The following is a 2,606-nucleotide window of genomic DNA, read 5'->3' as shown; positions in this document are numbered from 1 at the left end:
CCGGCACCACCACCAATCAGGGCGGCGGCGCGCCCGGCACCAGTACGGGCACCGACGGCTACGGCACCCGCACCGAGACCGGCGTCACCGTCAACGTCGATATCAACGCCACCGTCACCGGTACTTTCTTCTTTTCCGCGGGCATCGGTCTCGGCAATGCGACGGTGACCAACAATACCGGCGCCAGCATCGCCGGCGGCGCTTACGGAATTCTCGCCGACACGGGTTTTGCCGATGTGACCAATTCCGGCAACATCACCGGCGCCTCCACCGCCGGCATTGACGCTCGGACCAACGCGACGGTGACTAACAATGCCGGCGGCAGCATCACGGGCGGCCAGATCGGAATTAACGCCAATTCGGGCTTTGCCGATGTCACCAATTCCGGCAGCATCACCGGGACCTCTAATACCGGCATTTTCGCCTTTACCAACGCAATAGTGACCAACAATGCCGGCGCCAGCATCACAGGCGCCGGGAACGGAATTGTCGCTAGCTTCGGTTTTGCCGATGTCACCAATTCCGGCAGCATCACCGGCACCACCAACTTTGGCATTGTCGCCAATACCAACGCGACGGTGACCAACAATGCCGGCGCCAGCATCACCGGCGGCCAATACGGCATTTACGCCGTTGGCGGCGGTTCTTCGGTCTTCAACGCCAGCACCATCAGCGGCGGCACCGCGGCGATCCATTTCGCCGGCACTGGCAATACGCTGACGCTGGCGCCGGGTTCGGTCATATCGGGCAATGTGCTCGGTACCGGCAGCGATGTGTTCCAGCTCGGCGGCACCGGTGCGGCGACGTTCGACGTGTCGCAGATCGGTCCCGCCGCGCAGTACCAGGGTTTCGACACCTTCAACAAGATCGGCAGCTCGACCTGGACGCTGATCGGCACCAGCAGCTACGCCGGTCCGGTCAACGTCAATGGCGGCACGCTCAGCGTCAACGGCGACATCACTTCCGCGAGCGGCGTCACCGTCAATGCCGGCGGCACGCTCGGCGGCAACGGCACCGTTGGCAACACCACGATCAACGGCGGCGCGCTGGCGCCGGGCAATTCGATCGGGCTGTTGACCGTGCAGGGCAGCCTCACCTTCACGGCGGCGTCGAGCTACATGATCGAAGTTTCGCCCGCCAATGCCGACCGCGTCAACGTCACGGGCACAGCAACGCTCGGTGGCGCCACCGTCAACGCCAGCTTCGCGGCGGGGAGCTATTTGGCGAAGCAATACACCATCCTCAATGCGACCCGAGGCGTTATCGGCAGCTTCGGCGCTCTGGTGAACAGCAATCTGCCCTCCAGCATCACGCCAAGCCTGAGTTACGATGCCGATAATGCCTATCTCAACATCGCCATCAACTTCGCGGTGCCCGGCGGCCTCAATCAGAATCAGCAGAATGTCGGCAACGCGCTGACCAATTTCTTCAACAGCACCGGCGGCATCCCCCTGGCATTTGCGGCGCTGACGCCGGCGGGATTGACGCAAGCCTCAGGCGAAGGCGCCACCGCCACGCAGCAGACCACCTTCGATGCCATGACGCAGTTCATGGGCGTGATGACCGATCCGTTCACCGCGGGCCGCGGCGGCAACGCGCCGGGCGCAACGGGCTTCGCCGATGAGGACAGCGCGAACGCTTACGCTTCAAGCGGCCGCAAGCGTTCGGGCTCCGAGCGCGACGCCTACGGAATGATCACCAAGGCAGAGCCGCGCGCGCCGCTGTTCGAGGCGCGCTGGAATGTGTGGGCGGCGGGTTTTGGCGGCTCGCAGACCACCGACGGCAATGCCACGCTCGGCTCCAACACCGCCAGCAGCAGCATCGGCGGCGTCGCCGTCGGCGCCGATTATTGGCTGTCGCCGCAGACGGTCGCAGGCTTCGCGCTCGCCGGCGGTGGCACCAGTTTCAGCGTCAATGGCGCGGGAAGCGGGCGCTCCGATCTGTTCCAGGCCGGCGCCTTCGTGCGGCACACGATCGGCTCAGCCTATCTCACCGCGGCCGTCGCCTATGGCTGGCAGGACATCACCACCGACCGCACGGTCACCATCGCCGCCGTCGATCAACTGCGCGCGCGGTTCAACGCCAACGCCTGGTCGGGCCGCGTCGAAGGCGGCAATCGCTATGTGCTGCCGTGGATGGGCGGCATCGGCCTGACCCCCTATGCCGCAACCCAGGTCATCGCCTTCGACCTGCCGGCTTACGCCGAAAGCGTGCTCTCCGGCGCCAGCACCTTTGCGCTGGCTTATGCGGCAAAAACCGTGGTCGCGACGCGCAGCGAACTCGGTCTGCGCAGCGACAAATCCTACGCGGTGGGCGATGCGATCCTGACGCTGCGCGGCCGCGCCGCCTGGGCGCATGACTACAACACCGATCGAAATATCGCGGCCACCTTCCAGACGCTGCCCGGCGCCTCCTTCGTCGTCAACGGCGCAACACCGGCGCATGACGCCGCGCTCACCACTGCCTCGGCCGAAATGAAATTCATCAGCGGCATTTCGTTTGCCGCCACTTTCGAGGGCGAGTTTTCGAACGTCACCCGCAGCTATGCCGGCAAGGGCGTTGTGCGCTATCAGTGGTGAGCTCGACGCCAAGCGGGCTGTTGCACA

At 65.0% G+C, this 2,606-nt stretch carries 1 protein-coding gene; it reads left to right on the top strand.

The window, feature by feature from the left end:
* Positions 1–2,579 (top strand): autotransporter outer membrane beta-barrel domain-containing protein (locus tag FXB38_RS42450; protein WP_246230656.1); only part of this gene is annotated, 2,579 nt, incomplete at its 5' end.
* Positions 2,580–2,606 lie beyond the last annotated feature (27 nt).

The sequence above is a fragment of the Bradyrhizobium cytisi genome, from assembly GCF_008123515.1.
Lineage (GTDB): Bacteria > Pseudomonadota > Alphaproteobacteria > Rhizobiales > Xanthobacteraceae > Bradyrhizobium > Bradyrhizobium cytisi.
The sequence above is the reverse complement of the archived record's forward strand: the minus strand, read 5'-3'. Positions and strand labels throughout refer to the sequence as shown.